The 15,487-nt window shown below is 70.4% G+C and carries 16 protein-coding genes; 6 read left to right on the plus strand and 10 right to left on the minus strand.

All coding sequences use genetic code 11. The features are described 5' to 3' along the window. Positions 1-3: 3 nt before the first annotated feature. The 5 genes from MYMAC_RS34125 to MYMAC_RS34145 form a co-directional block, all read right to left on the minus strand. The gene (locus MYMAC_RS34125) at positions 4-600 is read right to left on the minus strand and encodes a DUF4276 family protein (protein WP_095961097.1); all 597 of its coding nucleotides are present in this window, start codon (positions 598-600) and stop codon (positions 4-6) included. Beyond that, entirely contained in the window at positions 600-1,832 is a 1,233-nt protein-coding gene (locus tag MYMAC_RS34130; RefSeq protein ID WP_095961098.1) for an AAA family ATPase, read from the minus strand. Before MYMAC_RS34130 ends, MYMAC_RS34125 begins: the two co-directional genes overlap by 1 nt. Positions 1,833-1,868: 36 nt before the next feature. Beyond that, positions 1,869-2,591: a YebC/PmpR family DNA-binding transcriptional regulator gene (locus tag MYMAC_RS34135; RefSeq protein WP_095961099.1), complete on the minus strand. Its 723-nt coding sequence runs from the start codon at positions 2,589-2,591 to the stop codon at positions 1,869-1,871. 122 nt (positions 2,592-2,713) lie between these two features. Next, positions 2,714-2,917: a YbdD/YjiX family protein gene (locus MYMAC_RS34140; protein WP_095961100.1), complete on the minus strand. Its 204-nt coding sequence runs from the start codon at positions 2,915-2,917 to the stop codon at positions 2,714-2,716. A 1-nt stretch (position 2,918) separates the two neighbouring features. Further along, the gene (locus MYMAC_RS34145; protein WP_095961101.1) at positions 2,919-4,985 is read right to left on the minus strand and encodes a carbon starvation CstA family protein; all 2,067 of its coding nucleotides are present in this window, start codon (positions 4,983-4,985) and stop codon (positions 2,919-2,921) included. A 252-nt stretch (positions 4,986-5,237) separates the two neighbouring features. On the opposite strand from MYMAC_RS34145, the gene MYMAC_RS34150 reads away from it, so the two are divergent. Further along, positions 5,238-5,699: an HNH endonuclease gene (locus tag MYMAC_RS34150; protein WP_095961102.1), complete on the plus strand. Its 462-nt coding sequence runs from the start codon at positions 5,238-5,240 to the stop codon at positions 5,697-5,699. After that, entirely contained in the window at positions 5,696-6,145 is a 450-nt protein-coding gene (locus MYMAC_RS34155) for a DUF4265 domain-containing protein (RefSeq protein ID WP_095961103.1), read from the plus strand. The genes MYMAC_RS34150 and MYMAC_RS34155 overlap by 4 nt, the downstream gene beginning before the upstream one ends. 46 nt (positions 6,146-6,191) lie before the next feature. Here MYMAC_RS34155 and MYMAC_RS34160 read toward each other — a convergent pair whose 3' ends face one another. After that, complete coding sequence (locus tag MYMAC_RS34160) at positions 6,192-7,076, minus strand: class I SAM-dependent methyltransferase (RefSeq protein WP_095961104.1); 885 nt, start codon at positions 7,074-7,076, stop codon at positions 6,192-6,194. Between the two features lie 112 nt (positions 7,077-7,188). Continuing rightward, positions 7,189-7,572, minus strand: a complete 384-nt coding sequence (locus MYMAC_RS34165) for an Mpo1-like protein (protein ID WP_095961105.1) — start codon at positions 7,570-7,572, stop codon at positions 7,189-7,191. Positions 7,573-7,754: 182 nt separating this feature from the next. Here MYMAC_RS34165 and MYMAC_RS34170 point away from each other — a divergent pair, with 182 nt between their 5' ends. After that, the gene (locus MYMAC_RS34170) at positions 7,755-9,167 is read left to right on the plus strand and encodes a hypothetical protein (protein WP_239989189.1); all 1,413 of its coding nucleotides are present in this window, start codon (positions 7,755-7,757) and stop codon (positions 9,165-9,167) included. A 170-nt stretch (positions 9,168-9,337) separates the two neighbouring features. Here MYMAC_RS34170 and MYMAC_RS34175 read toward each other — a convergent pair whose 3' ends face one another. Continuing rightward, positions 9,338-10,108, minus strand: coding sequence for a class I SAM-dependent methyltransferase (locus MYMAC_RS34175; RefSeq protein WP_204817194.1), 771 nt, complete (start codon positions 10,106-10,108; stop codon positions 9,338-9,340). A 32-nt stretch (positions 10,109-10,140) separates the two neighbouring features. Further along, positions 10,141-10,605 (minus strand): acyl-CoA thioesterase, encoded by a 465-nt coding sequence (locus MYMAC_RS34180; protein ID WP_204817196.1) that lies wholly within the window; start codon positions 10,603-10,605, stop codon positions 10,141-10,143. A 185-nt stretch (positions 10,606-10,790) separates the two neighbouring features. Here MYMAC_RS34180 and MYMAC_RS34185 point away from each other — a divergent pair, with 185 nt between their 5' ends. Beyond that, positions 10,791-12,626: a hypothetical protein gene (locus tag MYMAC_RS34185; RefSeq protein WP_095961109.1), complete on the plus strand. Its 1,836-nt coding sequence runs from the start codon at positions 10,791-10,793 to the stop codon at positions 12,624-12,626. A 126-nt stretch (positions 12,627-12,752) separates the two neighbouring features. After that, a complete protein-coding gene (locus MYMAC_RS34190) occupies positions 12,753-13,457 on the plus strand; it encodes a hypothetical protein (RefSeq protein ID WP_095961110.1) in 705 nt (234 codons plus the stop codon). On the opposite strand, the gene MYMAC_RS34195 is transcribed toward MYMAC_RS34190, so the two are convergent. Beyond that, the gene (locus tag MYMAC_RS34195; protein WP_239989190.1) at positions 13,454-14,890 is read right to left on the minus strand and encodes an aminotransferase-like domain-containing protein; all 1,437 of its coding nucleotides are present in this window, start codon (positions 14,888-14,890) and stop codon (positions 13,454-13,456) included. The two genes, MYMAC_RS34190 and MYMAC_RS34195, sit on opposite strands and share 4 nt — an antisense overlap. A 202-nt stretch (positions 14,891-15,092) precedes the next feature. Between MYMAC_RS34195 and MYMAC_RS34200 the strand changes: the two genes are divergently transcribed. After that, positions 15,093-15,434: a DUF2917 domain-containing protein gene (locus MYMAC_RS34200; RefSeq protein WP_095961112.1), complete on the plus strand. Its 342-nt coding sequence runs from the start codon at positions 15,093-15,095 to the stop codon at positions 15,432-15,434. The last annotated feature ends 53 nt before the right edge of the window (positions 15,435-15,487 follow it).

Genomic DNA, 15,487 nt, shown 5'->3' on the forward strand with positions numbered 1-15,487 from the left:
AGGTCACAAACCTCGCGGCGGGACCACGATGCCGAAAAGCCGGCCCACGTCACGGTACAACTTGTCGAAAGAGTCCGCGCGTCGTGCGGCGGTCAGGTCGAAGTGACTCGCGAAAGCGGGCTGGTCGAGCGACTCGCTATAGCCATCGGGCATGCGCGCGCCCAACCAGCCCTTGCCATTCCGAATGCGTTCGGGCTCGGGAGGTGCGCTCAAGTCATCTGGAAGGCCTCGGCGACCGCGCAAGGATTCGGCCGCGGCGAGAAACCAGGCTTCGAACTCGCGATGCGCCGCGACCACCGACATGGCGCGATCCGCGCGTTGATTGATGGCCCACCCCAGGAGCCGGGGCCCCAGGGCGCAGGGGAGGTCATCATCCGAGTCGAGCAGCACCAGGATGCGCCCCGCCTCCCCCACCTTTCGTGCGACCAACTCGATGGCCCGCTGAAACTCGGACTCCTTGACGAGCTGGCCTCGAGGAACGCGGTATGGCGGCAGCACGTGAGGCTGGACCGGGGAGTCCAGCGCCTGAAGAATCCGCCGGATGAGGATGGGCAGCGCCTGAACCTCCCCGTGCCCCTCGACAATGAGGCCAAGCTTCATCAGTCCTCCCGCTCCCAAAGCTGCATCTGCTTGGGTTCGGGAACGGCATCCAGATCCGGCACCAACTGGTTGGCCTTCAAGAGTTCGCCTGCCGTGTAGAGCCGGTCACGGATGACGGAACGCGTTGCCTCGTCCACGCGCGCAATCAGGGTCTTCCCCTGCGTCGAGGTCACGGAGATGACCTCCTCCGCGCGAATGCTGGGGTCATCGAGCAGTTCCGGACTGTGGCTGGTCACGATGACCTGTGCATGCTGCGACCCATCCCGCAGAGCATCCCGCAGGATGCCCGCCGCCGCAGGGTGCAACGCAATCTCCGGCTCTTCGATGCCGACCAGGGGGACACGGTGTTCCGCCCTGGCCTGGAAGAGGGCCACGAGGACGCCGAGCGCCCGCAGCGTGCCATCCGACATGTTGATGGCGGGAAAGCGCCAGGGGTCTTTCGCCCCTTCCACGCTCTGTCGGAACTCGAGCGTCTCCATGTGCCCCACGCGCTTGGGGTCTACGCCTTGCAGCGAGGGCACGATACGGCTGAGGTACTCCTCGATTCGCTGCTTCGTCGTGCCGTTGTCCTGCTTCTCCAAGCGCTCCAGGACGCTCGACAGATTGAAGCCGTCCCGCGCGAGGAGCTCGCCTTTGTCGGGAGGTTGCAACGCCCGCAACTGGTCCGGATTCAGGTTGTAGAACCCCATGTTCGACAACAAGTCGAACACCGGGCGGAACTCGGGGAGCCCCGCGGCGTTGACGAGGTAGAGGCGGTCCGTCGAGGCAGGTGGCGCGACCTGGGCCGGCTTGACGACGACGGCGCCCTCTCGAACGCGGTAGCTCGCGCTTCCGACGGCGCACTCCTCGTTCTGGACCACATAGTCGCCATGGGAGCGGGCTCCCACACCGAAAGCGAAGTGGCCGCTCTCCCCGGATGGCAGTTGGAAGTCGATGCGAACGCCAAAGTTGGTGGGGTGACCACTTGAGCGTCGCCGCACCTCGTGGACGCCGCCACGGTCCCTCAACGCATGGTCCAAGGACGTGCGCAACGCGTCCGTGATGAGCCGCAAGGCGTCGAGGAAGTTGCTCTTCCCCGAGCCATTGGGTCCAACGAGAAACGTCAGCGGCCCCAGCTCGACGTCACACGTCTCGATGCTGCGGTAGTTCCGCAGCTTGACCCGCGTCAGGAAGGGGGCCCGGCTCCCTGGCAGGTGGAGGGACCTCTGCCAGGAACGCTCCGAGGAGGACATCGAGGAGATCTCCGTTCGAGAGACGAAACGCCTGGCTCACGCCAGGTTGTGGAACACGCGCTGGACGTCATCGTCCTGCTCCAGCGCGTCCACGAGCTCCAGCACCTCCGTGGCCTTGTCCTCGGGCAGCTCGATGGGGTTCTGCGCCACGTACTCCGAGTCCGCGGACACGGGCACCAGGCCCTTGGCCTCGATGGCGGCCTGGAGCTGGCCGAAGTCGGCGAAGGCGGAGCGGATGATGAGCTGCTGCTCACCCTTCTCCCCCACGCCCTCGCCCATCTCCTGGAGGCCGTGGTCGATGAGCTCCAGCTCCAGCGCGTCCAGGTCCAGGCCCTCCGGGTTCAGCCGGAACACGCCCATGCGCTGGAACATGAAGGCCACGCTGCCGCTGGTGCCCAGATTCCCGCTGTGCTTGTTGAAGTGCATGCGCACGTTGGCCACGGTGCGCACCACGTTGTCCGTGGCCGTCTCCACCAGGAGCGCGATGCCGTGGGGGGCGTAGCCCTCGTAGAGCACGATTTCGTAGTCGGCCGCCGACTGGCCGCTCGCGCGCTTGATGGCCGCGTCGACCTTGTCCTTCGGCATGTTCGCGGCGCGGGCGTTCTGGAGCACCCGGCGCAGCGTGGAGTTCGAATCGGGATTCGGCCCACCCGCCTTCACCGCGATGGCGATGTCCTTGCTGATCCGCGTGAACAACTTCGCCATCTTGTTCCAGCGGGCCATCATCGTGGCCTTGCGTGTCTCGAAAATGCGTCCCATGGGAGGGATGTATAGGTCGGCCACGTTCCGCGTGGCTACTCCCTGGAAGGCCCTCGGCCCCCGGATGTTGACCGGGCAAGGCCGCCCGGGGGCCCGCCTGTCCCGCCCCGCTGGGACGTCCCTCAGCAGCAGCGCCCGCCGCCCCCGCGGTAGCGGGCCTGGAGCCGCTCGTCGAAGAAGCGGGCGTAGCTCATCACCTCCCGGTCCGGGTGGTGGCGGCGCATGTGCTCGACGTAGGTGTCGTAGTCTGGAACACCAATCATCAGCCGGGCCACCTGGACCGCGCGGCGCCAGGCGTGGCCCAGCCCTGCCCACCTGGAGACCATGTCAGCGGGCCTCCGCCGCCGGGAGCGGCACGGCGGGGGACTCCCTCGCGGTGGGCGCCGGCGAGCGCCAGGCGGCTCGCGCGGCGCGCACGCCGAAGAGCACCGTGGCCACCACCAGCACCATGAACACGCCCGTGAGGCCGGCATCCAGGTAGTCGTTGCCGATGATGCGCCGCATCTCCTCCGCAGAGGCCGCCGGCGCCACCACCTTCCCCTGCTCCGCCGCGGCGGAGAACTGGCGCGCGTGGGCCAGGAAGGAGACGCGCGGGTCCGCGCCGAACACCTTCTGCCACCCCGCCGTCAGCGTGCAGAGCACCAGCCACGCCGCGGGCACGGCGGGCACCCACGCGTAGCGCTGCCGCTTCATCTTCACCAGAATCACCGTGGCCAGGGTGAGCGCGATGGCGGCCAGCATCTGGTTGGCGATGCCGAACAGCGGCCACAGCGTGTTGATGCCGCCCAGCGGGTCCACCACGCCCTGGTAGAGGAAGTAGCCCCACGCCGCCACGCAGAGGGCCGTGGCAATCATGTTGGCCGTCCAGGACTCCGTGCGCTTGAGCGGGGCGTACACCAGGCCGGCCAGCTCCTGAATCATGAAGCGGCCCACGCGCGTGCCCGCGTCCACCGTGGTGAGGATGAACAGCGCCTCGAAGAGGATGGCGTAGTGGTACCAGAAGGCCATCATCCCCTCGCCCGCCACCAGGCCGTGGAGGATCTGCGCCATGCCCACCGCCAGCGTCGGCGCGCCGCCCGCGCGGGACAGGATGGTGGACTCACCGATGTCCGCGGCCGTCTGGCTCAGCACCTCCGGGGTGATGACGAAGCCCCACTGGCTGATGGTGCGCGCGGCCTCCTCCACGGTGGTGCCAATCACCGACGGCGGCGCGTTCATGGAGAAGTACACGCCCGGGTCCAGCACGGACGCGGCGATGAGCGCCATGATGGCCACGAAGGACTCCATCAACATGGAGCCGTAGCCCACCACCCGCGCGTCCGCCTCGCTGGCCAGCATCTTCGGCGTGGTGCCGGAGGAGATGAGCGAGTGCCACCCGGACACCGCCCCGCAGGCGATGGTGATGAACAGGAAGGGGAACAGCCCGCCGGAGAACACCGGCCCCGTCCCGTCGATGAAGCGCGTCACCGCCGGCATCCGCAGCTCCGGCGCGGCCAGGATGATGCCCACCGCCAGGAGCAGCACGGTGCCAATCTTCAGGAAGGTGGACAGGTAGTCGCGGGGCGCCAGCAGCAGCCACACCGGCAGCACGGACGCGCAGAAGCCGTAGCCAATGAGCATCCACGCCAGCGCCTTGGCGTCGAAGGTGAAGGCCGCGCCCCACGTCGGGTGCTCGGCGACGTGACCGCCCAGCCAGATGGAGAGCATCAGCAGCACGAAGCCGGCGACGGAGACCTCCAGCACGCGGCCGGGGCGGAGGTAGCGCAGGTAGAGCCCCATCAGCACGGCGATGGGCATGGTCATCGCGACGGTGAAGGTGCCCCAGGGGCTGTGCGCCAGCGCCTTCACGACGACCAGCGCCAGCACGGCGAGGATGATCATCATGATCATCAACACGCCAATCATCGCCGTCACCCCGGCGGCGGGCCCCAGCTCCAGGCGCACCATGTCGCCCAGGGACTTGCCGTCCCGGCGCACGGAGAAGACCAGGATGACGAAGTCCTGCACCGCGCCCGCCAGCACCGCGCCCACCAGAATCCACAGCGTGCCGGGCAGGTAGCCCATCTGCGCGGCCAGCACCGGGCCCACCAGCGGCCCCGCGCCGGCGATGGCGGCGAAGTGGTGGCCGAACAGCACCCACTTGTCCGTGGGCACGTAGTCCAGGCCGTCGTTGCGCAGGTGCGCCGGCGTCGCGCGCGAGGCGTCCACGCCCAGCGCCTTGCGCGCCACGAAGCCGCCGTAGAAGCGGTAGCCGATGAGGTAGACGGAGACGGACGCCACCACCAGCCAGATGGCGTTGATGCGCTCGCCCCGGTGCAGGGCCACCGTGCCCAGGCTCACCGCGCCCGCGGCGGCGAGCAGCACCCAGCCCAACTTCCGCGCGACTCCACCCATGCCGGCCTCCGTGGCCCGCCCCGCCGCGAACGGCGAGGGCCGGACTGTGACGGTCGGCTATAGCCCGGACTGTGCCGCCTGGGTGACGAATGCGTGGGTGAGCGCGTCGTCCGCCAACGCCCTGCGTCATGCGCACGCATCCGCCTCCACGGCGATGAGGCGGAAACGACCCCGTGTCTTCATTTACGAGAAAGACTTTCACGTGGGCACGCACGCTGGCTTCAAAAGGCTTGCATATGAGACTGTTTCTGAATGCACACGCTTTATCTGGTCCTGCTCGCGGTCGCGGTCGCGACGCCGTCCACGCGGGAGCTCCCCGCCGCTCCGTCGCCCTTTGCCCCCGTTCCCCTGCTCGAGTCCGTCATTCCCGACGGGCAGCCGGTCATCTCCCGCAAGGACAAAGACAAGGCGCAGGAGAAGAACAAGAAGGACCGGTCCGGAAAGGCCTTCACGAAGCGGCAGAAGGAAATCGTGAAGGAGCGGAACGCGAAGGAGAACGACGGCAAGGTCCGTTGCGCGAACTGCGACACCGAGACGGTCCCCGGCAAGCGGCATCAGCGAGGCGTGACGCCTCCGTCGAACGAGGCCCACGTCGACCACAAGCGCGCCAGGTCGAGGGGCGGCGCGGGCGAGGTGGAGAATGGACAGGTGCTCTGTCGAAAGTGCAACCTCAAGAAGGGCGCCAGGCACTCTTGCGACGGGAAAGCGAAATGAGCACCGCGGGAAGCGACAACCGGGTCAAGGTCATCTTCGAACTGGAGAGGGACGAGGACGACTACCCCCCCGCGGACTCAGAGGGGCTCTGGGCGCGTCCCCTGGGCGAAGGGCTGTACCAGCTCGACAACGTGCCCTTCTTCGCGAAGGGCGTTGCCTGCGAGGACGTCGTGTCCGCCGAGGACGTGGGCGGAGAGCTCCTCTTCCAGGAGGTGGTCCGGCCCTCGGGACACGCCACCTTGCGCCTCATCGTCCACGACGAGGAGGACGTCCCCGCCGTGAAGGCGCTCCTGGAGGGGCACGGCTGCGCCGTCGAGCGGAGCCATGTCCCCGGGCTCATCTCCGTGGACGTTCCGCCCACGGTTTCGCTCGACACCCTGAAGCCACTCCTGGACGAAGGCGAGGACGCGGAGCGCTGGGGCTACGAAGAGGCGTGCCTGCCCTAACGGGCCATCGTCCGGGCTGTACCGTCTGCCCCAGCCGAGGGTGGCATCACCCCTGCGCGGGCTTCTCCAGGACGAGCCCGAAGTGCGTGTAGCAGGTCGGGTGCAGGTCCAGGATGTTCTCGAAGTGGAAGACGCGGGCCTGAAGCCCCGCCTCGCGCGCGGGCCCGAGGACGCGCGCCTTCAAGGTGCTGGCGTCGTAGAAGCGGCCGTGCCGCTCTCCCCAGCGCGGGAAGAGGTGGATGATGGGCTCCGCGTCGCGGCGGATGTCGTAGCCCCAGGCGGGGTCGCACATCGTGAAGGCGTACTCGCCCAGATACAGCGGGACGATGCAGGCCCTGCCCCCGGGCCGGAGCACGCGCCCCGCCTCCCGGATGAAGCCCGTGTCCGCGCTCCCCTCGAAGTGCTCGAAGGAGCAGTGCAGCGTCATCGCGTCCACCGAGGCATTCTCAAGCGGCAGCTCCGCCGCCGAACCGCCAATCTGGTGGCCATGGATGCCCGGCGGGAAGACCAGGTCCTGCGCGTAGACGTTCCGTGTCCGCCCCAACGCCCGGAGCACCTCCAGGTACGGGCTGCTCGCCGTGGAGGCGATGTCCACGTAGACGGCGTCCTCGCGCGCCATCAGCGGTTCAATCTGCTTCCACGTGAAGAAGTACTGCGGCCGCTTCTCCCAATACGGCTGGAGACCACAGAAGTGCCGGATGACGTCGTTGCGCGCCTGGAGCCCGTCCCAGAAGCGCTCCAGCTCCGCCACATCGAAGCGGTAGGTCTCGACAGGGATGCCCGCCTGGCGCAGGGGCTCTGGCGACTTGAGCTGAGGCCCCGGGCCGTAGCGGCCGAAGCCCGTCAGACTGAGCAGCTTCGACAGCGGCTCCGACGCCTTGTAGGCGGCGCGGTGCCGGACACTCTTCTTCACGCGAGACAGGAGGTTCACGGAGCTCCTCCGGGCGCAGGCCCGAAATTCGCGCGCGATTCTCAGAGAGGCCCCGGGACGCGTCAATGCGCCCCGGAGTCCGCGCCCCCGCCGTGCCCCCAGGCCCGCCCGGCTAGCGGGCCTGCTGCGCCGCGGGCACCGCGCGGTTCATCTGCCCGGAGCCCATGCCCCCGGCAACGGCACGCTCCATGTGCGGGGCGAGCTTCCCGGCGGCCATCAGCCCCGCCATGCGGAAGTCGGAGAGGAGCGACCAGAGCGGGTACTTGAACGACGCGGGCTTGTTCCGCTCGATGACGAAGTGACTGAACCACGCGAAGCCGTACGCGGCGACGAGCGCGGCGGGCACCAGCGCGCCGCGGCCCGTGACGGCGGCCGTCACCCCCAGCCCCACGCCCAGGGTGGTGCCCGTGAAGTGCAGCCAGCGCGTGGAAGGAAGCGCGTGCTCCCGCAGGTAGAACGGCCAGAACTCGGCATAGGTCTCGATGCGGTCGGACATGGTGTGAAGTTAGGGCCCCAGGGCGCCCTCCCGTCAACCCGTCATGCGTCAGAGCGTGTAGGCATGGACAGGCAAGGGTGCTCCCCGCACGCCCACCAGCCGGGCGGGCCGTCCAGCACCCGTCATGTTTTCCAGCGCGGTGCCGCGCTCCTCGGCCCAGGTCTGCCGGAGGACTCCAGGTCATGAAAGACTCTGGAACCATGTCGGAGTGGACGCCCAAGCCGAATCCCGCGGTGGACCTGCGGACGCTGGCCCTCAGCCCGGAGGAGGGCTTCGTGCTCTCCCGCCTGGATGGCGCCACCCCGGCCCGGAGCTTGCCCGCACTGACGGGCCTGCCTCCGGACCGGCTTCGCGCCATCCTCTCCCGGCTCGTCACACAGGGCGCGCTGCTGCCCACGCCCGCCGCGAGCCCGGCGCCGCCGGGTGCTTCGCCGCCCGTGGCCTCCGAGCCCCGGAGGACGCCGCCCACGGCCCCGCCAGCGCCCGAGCCCGCGACGGAACTTCCACTGCTCGACCTGACGCCCCTGGACGCCGAGTCCGCGGTGGACCTGCCGCTGCTCGACCTGACGCCCCTGGACGCCGAGTCCGCGGAAGCCCCGTCCCGACCCGACCTGACGCCGCTGGGCACCGAGCCCCCGGTGGACCTGCCCCTGCTCGACCTGACGCCCCTGGACGCCGAGTCCGCGGAAGCCCCGTCCCGACCCGACCTGACGCCGCTGGGCACCGAGCCCCCGGTGGACCTGCCCCTGCTCGACCTGACGCCCCTGGACGCCGAGTCCGCGGGGTCCGTGCCCGACGTGTCACCCCGGGATGGCGCCCCGGTGGGGCGGGACGCAGCGCCCGCTCCCGCCACGGATGCGGACGCCGACGCCCCGGACGAGCCCGAGGTCGCGCTGGGCAACTATCGCCAGCTCTTCGAGCTGCGCCTGCACCCGCTCCCCGAGGACCAGCGCATCGCCCACGCGCACGCGGCGGAGGACCCTGTCCTGTCCGCGCTGTGCTTCGACCCGGTGCCCGCCGTCATCAAGGCCGTGCTGGAGAACGCGCGCACGGGGCTGGCCCACGCGCGGCTGATAGCGCGCTACCACCGCAACCCCGTGGGCCTGGAGGCGCTGTGCGGCCGGGCGGCTTTCGCGGCGGACACGGGCGTGCGGCGCTGGCTCGTGCGCAACCCGCAGCTCCCCGCCAGCCTCTTCCGGCGGCTGTGGAGCGCGCGCCGGCTCATGGAATTGCACAAGGTGGGCAACGACCGCGACGTCCCGGAGTCCACGCGGCGCGCCGCGCGCGAGGTGCTCCGCCAGCGCTTCGCCAGCGGCCCCGCGGAGGAGAAGGTGGAGCTCATCCTCAACACCGAAGGCCGCGCGCTGGCCGCGCTCATCGGCCTGCCGGTGGATGGAAAGACGGCGTCGCTGCTGTGCGGCCGCACCTACCGCTCGCCCATGCTCATCCAGAACATCGCCCGCTGGAGCGCGGCGCCGCCGGCCCTCATCGCCCACCTGCTGAAGCAGGAGGCGGTGCGGCGTCAGCCCCAACTGCGCATGCTGCTCGCCCGCCACCCCAACGCCCCGGCGGAGGCGAAGCGCACGGCGCCATGAGGCGAGGCCCCCCGAGGCCCGGGCGCCCCCGGGCAGCTCGCTGTTCGGAAATGTCGGGACATTTCACGCCGCAGAACCCCCGACATTCCCAAACAGCGAGCTCCGTGCCCAACTCCCCCCGGCGGCGAGGAGGCTCTTGAGACAGGTGTCGGCGCCTCGGAGCCGCGCGTTCAAGCCCGCCGCGCCGTGAGGATGGGCTGATGGAAGCCCGTCTCCTCCGGCGTGTGCCAGCGCGTGTCCACCAGCCCCGCGCGCGTGAGCGCCCGCTCCAGGTCCACGCGCTGGAGCGCGCGGTACACGCCGGTGTGCTCGGTGGCCTGCCAGCCATTGCCCTCCGGGCGCAGGATGAACTGGTGCACCGTGTACGTCCGCCCGTCCGCGGCCCAGTCCCAGATTTGGAAGAGGATGCGGCGGCCCTCGGGCGCCTCCAACAGCCGCTCTGACGTGAAGCGCGGCTGATGCCGCGCCAACGCATCGGCGTCACGCACGCTCAGCACCACCAGCCCACCCGGCGCCAGCTTCGACGCCATGGCGCGCGCGGCCGCGTCCAGGTCCTCGTCCGTCAGCAGGTGTGTCACGGCGTTGTCCAGCGCCAGCACCACCGGGAAGGTGCCCTCCACCTGCGTGTCCAACGCGCGCATGTCCGCCACGCCCGTGGAGAGGTGCACGCCCATCGCGCGGGCCTCGCGCTCGGCGCGCGCCACGGCGGCGGGGCTCAGGTCCGTGGCGTGGACGGCGTAGCCCCGGCCCGCGAGCCCCAGCGCCTGGGTGCCGATGCCACACGCGCAGTCCAGCACGCGCCGGGGCGGCGGCGCCTCGCAGCGGCGCAGCAGCGCGTCCAGCATGGCGCCCTGCCGCTCCACCGCCTGCGGCCAGTTGGCGAAGAGCAGGTGGTACTCCTCCGCCATGCCCTCGTAGAACCCGAGCGCCAGGTCCGTCATGGTCGGCGCTCCGCCAGGAAACCGCCCCTCACTCACGAGCTGAGGGAGCGCCCCTCGAGCGCCTCGATGGCCGCGCGGACCTCCGCGGGCACGGGGACCTTCTCGTGGGTGGCATAGCGCAGGGTGACAATCGTGCAGCTTCCCCGGGTGTAGATGACGCCGTCGTCCTCGCCGGCCACCGCGTGCTCCAGGGTGATGGAGGACGTGCCGATGCGGGTGGCGCGGCAGCCGGCCACCAGGCGCGTGGGGAAGAGGACGGGGCGCAGGTACTCCGCGTTGGTGGCCTTCAGGATGGGCCCCACGCCGTCCCGGTTCGTCCGGTCACCTGCCGCGCCGGAGGGCCCCGTCAGGCCGATGCGCGCGAAGTAGTGGATGCGGGCGGTCTCGAACCAGGTGAACGTGCGCGTGTTGTTGGCGTGGCCGAAGGCGTCCATCTCCCCCCAGTGGAGGGGAAAGGAGACGACCACCGGGAAGTCCTTGAGCGGCGAGTCCGGCATACCCCCAGGGTGCCCCACCCGGAGGCCCCTGGGAACCGCGAACCGCGCCCGCCTGGGCTCCAGGCGAGGGCCACGGCCGTGGTAATCCAGGTCTGCCATGCGTTCACGATTCCGCACGTCCCCGCCCGCGGCCCCCGGGCTCGGCGCCATCGCCCTTCACGGCCCCATCCCGGAGCAACCTGCGCATGGCCGCTGAGCGCGAACCGCGGGAGTCGCTGGAATCGCCGCGCGAGGACCTCCCCGCGGAGGACCTGCGGCCCTACGCCCTGTCCTCGCGCGAGGGCCTGCCGCTGTCGGACCGGAGCCTGGCGGCGCGGCCCCAGAAGCGGGCGGACATGGTGCGCTGGCTCCACCCCGCGCAGCTCTTGCGCACGGGCCTGGACGCGGTGGTGGCAGCCGTCTTCGGCGCGCGCGCGGACCAGCGGCTCATCGAAGCGGTGGTGCGGCCACAGGTGCCCTACTTCGACTACTCACAGGAGCCGATGCCGGAGGGCGGCTTCTGGCTGGACTATGTGTCGGACACGGGTGACGGCTGGAACTCCACCTACGCCGTGGCGCGGCTGCTGGCGCTGCCGGAGCTAGCGCTGGCCGTGCAGGGTCAGCCCCACGCGGAGTCCCACGACACGCAGCGGGGACGGCTGCTCATCTTCGGCGGGGACGGCGTGTACCCCGGGGCCAGCCGCGAGGTGTACGACGAGCGGCTGGTGCAGCCCTACGAGGCGGCCATGCGGCGCTCGCAGGCCCCCAGCCCGGACCTGTTCGTGATTCCGGGCAACCATGACTGGTACGACGGGCTCGGGGCCTTCTTGCGGTTGTTCTGCGCGAACCGGTGGATTGCCGGCCGGCGCACGCGGCAGAGCCGCAGCTACTTCGCGCTGAAGCTGCCCCAGCGCTGGTGGCTCATCGGCACGGACGTGCAGCTCAACAGCGACATCGACGTGCCGCAGGTGGAGTACTTCCGCGAGGTGGCCAATCACATGGGCCCCGACGACCGCATCATCCTCTGCAACGCGGAGCCGGCGTGGATTCTGGCCGCCACCGAGCGGCGCAAGGGCACCTACCTGGAGAACAACCTGGAGTACCTCCAGGAGAAGGTCTTCGGCCGCCGCATCAACGTCTTCCTCGCGGGCGACCTGCACCACTACCGGCGGCACGAGGACGCGGGCGGTCGGCAGAAAATCACCGCGGGCGGCGGTGGCGCCTTCCTCCACCCCACGCACGCGCCCTCCGCCCACGTCCTGCGGGATGGCTACACGCTGCAGAAGAGCTTCCCGGACGAGTGGACGTCCCGGAGGCTGGCGCGGCAGAACCTGCTCCTCATCCGGCACAGCCCCTGGTTCGGCTTGATGACGGGCGCGCTGTACCTGCTGCTGGCGCTGGCGGCCTACGCGGAGGTGGGCTCGTTCGGGGTGTCGCGGCTCCCCGACGTCATCCTCGCGGTGGCCAACAGCATGGTGGCCCGGCCGTGGACGCTGGTGCTGGGCATGGGCACCATCGCCGGGCTCATCGGGATGGCGGACTCGGCCTTCGGCAAGTGGCGCACGCTGGCGGGCGCGCTCCATGGGCTGGGGCACATCGCCGCGGCCTTCTTCGTGGCCTGGGGCGCCACCTACTTCACGGTGAGCTGCCTGGGCGTCTGCCCCGAGCTCTCCGCGGACGGCATCCACTGCGAAGCCGGCTGGTGGCACCTGGCGGGCAAGTTCCTGCTGTCCTCCAGCCTCACCTTCCTGGGCGGCTTCCTGGTGGGGCCCTTCGTCATGGGCCTGTACCTGTGGTTGAGCGTCAACGGCTTCGGCGCGCACTCCAACGAGGCGTTCATCTCGCTCGCCTCGCCTGACTGGAAGAACTTCCTGCGCATGCGCATTGGCGAGGACGGCCGGCTCACCGTCTTCCCCGTGGGCATCGAGCGCGTGCCCCGCAGGTGGAAGGAGACGCACGCCGGCCCCTACTCGCCCGCGTTCGACCCGGATGACCCGAAGGCCACCGAGCCCGTGCTCATCGAGCCGCCCATCCGTGTGTGAGCCGTGCCCCCACCACGCGTCACTTCGCGCGGTTGAGCCAGCCCCGCGCGTTGGCACGCGAATGGCTCAGGTGGAGCCTCGTCGCATCCTTCCCCCAGGAGCGCCGCCGCGGAGTAGACAGGGGCCATGAGCGTCCCTGTCTTCATCTACCTGACCCCGCCGGAAGGACTCATCCCCCTGCTGACGCCGGAGCGGCTCGCGGCCTTCCGGGAGTGGTTCTCGCGTGAGGTCCACGAGAGCCTGGACGCGGGAGAAACACCGGACGAGGACCAGCAGGCCCTCATCGGCTTCGTGGACCACCTGCTCCAGCAGGGCTCCGAGGCCCTGCGCAAACCGCCCGAGCGCTTCCAGGATTCGGTGCTGGAGCTGCTCGACGAGGTCTCCGACTACTTCACCCGCGAGGAGGCCGGCATCCCCGATGGCATGGAGCTGGCGACGGAGCTCAAGCCCACCGAGCAGGAAGTCCGGGCCTCGGACATCGTCATCGCGGAGACCTGCCCCAAGCGGACGCTGGACCTGTGGCGGCACCTCGTCTGGGGCCGGGCCCCGGACCGCGTCGTCGCGGAGGGCATCGGCCTGCGGCGCAACTTCCCCTCCATGGGCTACTGGACGGCCACCGAGGCCCGGCAGGTGCGCGACGACCTCCGCCAGCACCTGGGCGAGGCCCCCGACTATCAGCCGCTGACGGGCAAGGCCCGCTTCATGACGTCGCTGCGCCGGATGCTGTCGGCGACGGGCCGGGCCGCGCCCCCCACCCCGGCGATTCACGCCATCACCCAGGCGGTGAACCGGGCGTCCCGCGAGGGCGCGGGCCTGCTGTTCGCGCGCTAGGCCAGGCTGCGCGCCAGCGCCCCCAGCGTGGACATGGCCGCCTCGATGCGAGGTGTCCACGGGTGGCCACAGCTCAGCCGGAAGCAGTGGCGGAACGAGTCCATCCGCGCGGAGAAGATGGGCCCAGGGGCGATGCTGATGCCCGCCTCCAGCGCCTTCGCGTTCAGCACCAGCGCGTCCACCTGCTGCGGCAGCTCCACCCAGAGCAGCGCGCCGCCGGAGGGGCGCGTCACGCGCGTGCCCTCGGGGAAGGACTCCGCCACGGCCTCGGCCATGCGCTCCACCTGCGCGGCCAGGCGGCGGCGCAGGGAGCGCAGGTGCCTGTCATAGCCTCCATTCTGGAGGAAGCGCGCAATCGCATACTGGGGCACCGTGGCGGTCGTCACGGAGGTGGAGAACTTGAGCAGCTCCACCCGCTCCCGGAAGCGCCCCGGCGCCACGTAGCCCACGCGGAAGCCCGGCGCGAGCGTCTTCGAGAACGAGCTGCACAAGAGCACGTTGCCCCGCGTGTCGAAAGCCTTGCATGAGCGCGGGCGCTCGGGGCCGAAGTGCAGGTCGCCGTAGATGTCGTCCTCGATGAGCGGCACGTCGTGCGCGTCCAGCAGGTTCACCAGCCGCTGGCGCCGCACGTCGGGCATGCAGCTCCCCACCGGGTTGCTGAAGCTGGGCACCACCAGCACCGCCGCGATGCGCCGCCGCGTCAGCGCCGCCTCCAGCGCCTCCATCTGCATGCCGTTGCGCGGGCAGCAGGGAATCTCCAGCGCGCGCAGCCCCAGCGCTTCAATCGCCTGCAGCGTGCCGTAGTAGGCGGGGGACTCGATGGCGATGGTGTCCCCCGGACGGGCCACCGCGAGCAGGCACAGGTGGATGGCCTCGGACGTGCCGAAGGTGGTGATGAAGTCATCCGCGGACAGCGAGCAGCCCCAGTCCAGGGAGCGGCGCGCGAGCTGCTGGCGCAGCTCCAGGCACCCGGGCAGCACGTCGTACAGGATGCTCCGGTCGCGAGACTCGCGGCTGAGCGCGTTCAGCTCGCGGTACAGCCTGCGCACCGGCAGCAGCTCCGGCGAAGGCGAGGCGGCCCCCAGCTTCACCATGCGGGCGTCCCCCATGGACTGGTAGACGCTCGCGACCAGCCCGCTCACCGTGACGGCGGTGGCGCTGGACGCGGGCCGGGACAGCTCGGGCTCGGCCAACCGGGGGCGCTCACGGCGGCGCACGTAGTGGCCGGACTGCGGCCGCGTCTCGATGAGCCCCAGGGACTCCAGGTGCAGGTAGGCCTGGAGGACGGTGGAGATGCTCACCCGCTCGCGCAGGCTGAGCTGCCGCACCGACGGCAGTCTGTCTCCATGCTGCAAGGTGCCCGAGGAGATGGCGTCCGCGATTCGCTCGGCCACCTGTTCGTAGAGCTTTGCTTTGTGTGCCACCGCGCCCATGGCTCCTCCCGAAGTGAGCCGCATCCACGACGGCCGGCATCGGAGACGAGAACGGGCCCGCTGCCCAGATACAGCTCGCATCAACCGCGACCGGCACAGTTCGTTGGAGCTGAACTGTACCGGTCACAATCCCGCCTGTCTGAATCTGTTCCGCCACCGCGACGGGGCGCATCTTGGACGCCCTGGAGTGGAGGACGCGGCGATGTGGGACTGGATGAGGACGGTGGTGAACGGGCTGCGGTTCGAGGCGGCGCCCGCGCGGAGCGTGGGCCCGGTTCACCTGGCCCAGGGCGGTCTCTGGAGTCAGCACACCCGGAGCGGTCATCCCCTGACGCTGACCTGCCGCGCGGGCCTGCTGTGGCTCACCTGCGAGGGGGACGAGCGGGACTACGTGCTGCACCCTGGCGACACGCTGCGCCTGAAGCGCCCGGGGCACGTGGTGGTGCAGGCGCTGAGGCCCTCGCGCTTCTGCCTGATGGAGCGCGCGCCCGCGCCGTCGCCCTGCACCCCGCCACCGCCAGGGCACGGAGCGCCGGTCCGGTAGCGAGGCGCTCCCGTCGGTCATCTCGTGGAGTGGGCTGTCGATGGGCACCTCCG

The sequence above is a fragment of the Corallococcus macrosporus DSM 14697 genome (assembly GCF_002305895.1).
GTDB classification, from domain to species: domain Bacteria; phylum Myxococcota; class Myxococcia; order Myxococcales; family Myxococcaceae; genus Myxococcus; species Myxococcus macrosporus.

Bases quoted from the DNA above. Each gene is read 5' to 3' on its own strand.
- MYMAC_RS34195 (WP_239989190.1), bottom strand. From the start codon at position 14,890: ATGGGCGCGGTGGCACACAAAGCAAAGCTCTACGAACAGGTGGCCGAG.
- MYMAC_RS34135 (WP_095961099.1), bottom strand. From the start codon at position 2,591: ATGGGACGCATTTTCGAGACACGCAAGGCCACGATGATGGCCCGCTGG.
- MYMAC_RS34145 (WP_095961101.1), bottom strand. From the start codon at position 4,985: ATGGGTGGAGTCGCGCGGAAGTTGGGCTGGGTGCTGCTCGCCGCCGCG.
- MYMAC_RS34155 (WP_095961103.1), top strand. From the start codon at position 5,696: ATGAGCACCGCGGGAAGCGACAACCGGGTCAAGGTCATCTTCGAACTG.
- MYMAC_RS34175 (WP_204817194.1), bottom strand. From the start codon at position 10,108: ATGACGGACCTGGCGCTCGGGTTCTACGAGGGCATGGCGGAGGAGTAC.
- MYMAC_RS34185 (WP_095961109.1), top strand. From the start codon at position 10,791: ATGGCCGCTGAGCGCGAACCGCGGGAGTCGCTGGAATCGCCGCGCGAG.
- MYMAC_RS34170 (WP_239989189.1), top strand. From the start codon at position 7,755: ATGAAAGACTCTGGAACCATGTCGGAGTGGACGCCCAAGCCGAATCCC.
- MYMAC_RS34140 (WP_095961100.1), bottom strand. From the start codon at position 2,917: ATGGTCTCCAGGTGGGCAGGGCTGGGCCACGCCTGGCGCCGCGCGGTC.
- MYMAC_RS34130 (WP_095961098.1), bottom strand. From the start codon at position 1,832: ATGTCCTCCTCGGAGCGTTCCTGGCAGAGGTCCCTCCACCTGCCAGGG.
- MYMAC_RS34190 (WP_095961110.1), top strand. From the start codon at position 12,753: ATGAGCGTCCCTGTCTTCATCTACCTGACCCCGCCGGAAGGACTCATC.
- MYMAC_RS34150 (WP_095961102.1), top strand. From the start codon at position 5,238: ATGCACACGCTTTATCTGGTCCTGCTCGCGGTCGCGGTCGCGACGCCG.
- MYMAC_RS34125 (WP_095961097.1), bottom strand. From the start codon at position 600: ATGAAGCTTGGCCTCATTGTCGAGGGGCACGGGGAGGTTCAGGCGCTG.
- MYMAC_RS34165 (WP_095961105.1), bottom strand. From the start codon at position 7,572: ATGTCCGACCGCATCGAGACCTATGCCGAGTTCTGGCCGTTCTACCTG.
- MYMAC_RS34180 (WP_204817196.1), bottom strand. From the start codon at position 10,605: ATGCCGGACTCGCCGCTCAAGGACTTCCCGGTGGTCGTCTCCTTTCCC.
- MYMAC_RS34200 (WP_095961112.1), top strand. From the start codon at position 15,093: ATGTGGGACTGGATGAGGACGGTGGTGAACGGGCTGCGGTTCGAGGCG.